The sequence below is a fragment of the Flavonifractor sp. An306 genome, assembly GCF_002159455.1.
Lineage (GTDB): Bacteria > Bacillota > Clostridia > Oscillospirales > Oscillospiraceae > Flavonifractor.
This window is the reverse complement of sequence record NZ_NFIQ01000174.1, coordinates 1-1843: the sequence shown is the minus strand read 5'-3', so window position 1 is coordinate 1843 and position 1843 is coordinate 1. Positions and strand designations below refer to the sequence as shown.

Below are 1843 nucleotides of genomic sequence, written 5' to 3'. Positions count from 1 at the left end.
GGTGTAATCCATACGATGGGAGCGTGTATGTGTTCCGTGACGGAACGGGCAGTATGCTGAAGTATATTGAATGGGATGGTCAGAGTTTTCAACAGGGAAAACGGCGGGCTCAGAGCGGCACATACCCCTGGCCGAAAGGAGAGTCCGGTCGTGTGGTTGAGATCAGCGAGAAAGAGTTTGCGTATCTTCTAAGTCAATCTATTGTGCCGTTTAAGCCCCATAAGTAAGATATCTAAGAAAAGCAGAAAAAGTGCTGTGATGATTGAAATTGCAGCACTTTTTTGCTATAATTTAAGTATGAAAACGCAAGAGAGAAGCGCAGCGGAGTGGCGTGCGCTGCTGGATAAAAAAGAAGATGAAATCGCATTCCTGCATCGGCAGATCGATTGGCTGACACAGCAGCTTCGGCTTGTACGAGGGCAGCGTTTTGGTGCGTCCAGCGAGCAGACACAGGCGATCCTGGAGCAGGTGTCTCTGTTCCCTGCGGTGGAATTGGGGTCATGTGAAAAGATGCCGGAACCAGAACTGGAGCAGGTCACATATAGACGGAGAAAACAGAAAGGAAAACGGGAACTGGATTTTTCTGACCTTCCTGTGGAACAAGTCATCCATGAACTGCCAGAAGCCGAGCAGGTCTGTTTGGAGTGCGGCGGGAGGCTGCATGCCTGCGGTCATGAGGTGCTGCGCCGGGAACTGGCCTATGTTCCCGCGCAATATAAAGTGGTGGAGCATGTACAGACGGCATATGCGTGCAGGTGCTGTGAAAGGAACAGCGACCATGCCTTTCTGCGGAAAAGCGAAGTTCCCGCCCCACTAATTCCTGGCAGCGGGGTAGCTTCACCAAGCCTGTTGGCCCATATTATGAACAGCAAGTATACGATGGCCCTTCCCCTTTACCGGCAGGAACAGGAACTGCACCGGAGGGGGCTGTCGATTTCCCGGCAAACCATGTCCAATTGGATCATCTATGCGTATAAGCATTATTTCTCTAGCCTTTTCCAGGCCCTGCACCAGGAACTGCTGAACAGTGAGATTCTCCACGCGGACGAGACCACGTTGACCGTGCTACGGGAGGATGGCAGGCAGGCCAGGCAAAAGAGTTATGTGTGGGTATATCGGACATCCGGCGATGCGGTAAGGCCGGTGGTGCTGTACGATTACCAACCCAGCCGGTCCGGAGTGTGTGCAAGCAATTTTCTGCAGGGCTTCACTGGGCTGCTGCATACAGATGGGTATGAGGCATACCACTGCAAACTGCCACAGGAGATCACAGTTGCGGGCTGCTGGGCACATATGAGGCGAAAATTCACGGATACATTGAAAACGCTTCCGAAGGATATCCGGGCACGCTCTCCAGTTCAGGTCGGTCTGGAGTACTGCAATAAGCTGTTCCATCTGGAAGAAGATTACGCAAAACAGGGACTTTCTTTTCAGGAAAGATTTTTCGCCCGGATGGAACGCTCCAGAACGGTGGCAGAAGAATTTTTTGCCTGGGTGAGAGAGGAACAGGAGAAAAATCCCGTACCAAAAAGTATGTTTGGTACGGCGTTGACTTATGCCCTGAATCAACGGGACTGGCTGATGAATATATTTCTGGACGGACGGCTGGAGCTGTCTAATAACCGGGCGGAGCGTGCGGTACGTCCCTTTGCCATCGGAAGGAAAAACTGGCTGTTTTGCAACACGCCTCATGGCGCCGATGCCAGCGCAACGATATATTCCATTGTTGAGACGGCCAAAGCGAATGGCCTGCGGCCTTTCCACTATTTAAGCTTCCTGCTGGAACGACTTCCCCACGGCTATTCTCCAGAAGCTTGCCTCCCATGGGGGACAACTGCTCAGT

General features: G+C 52.1%; 2 protein-coding genes. Both read left to right on the top strand.

The annotated features are described in order from the left end of the window. On the top strand, positions 1 to 227 hold a 227-nt coding region (gene tnpB / locus B5F88_RS19285; protein ID WP_140402217.1), incomplete at its 5' end, for an IS66 family insertion sequence element accessory protein TnpB. A 31-nt stretch (positions 228 to 258) separates the two neighbouring features. Further along, positions 259 to 1843: IS66 family transposase (locus B5F88_RS19280; protein ID WP_087937030.1), on the top strand; the 1585-nt coding region annotated here is incomplete at its 3' end.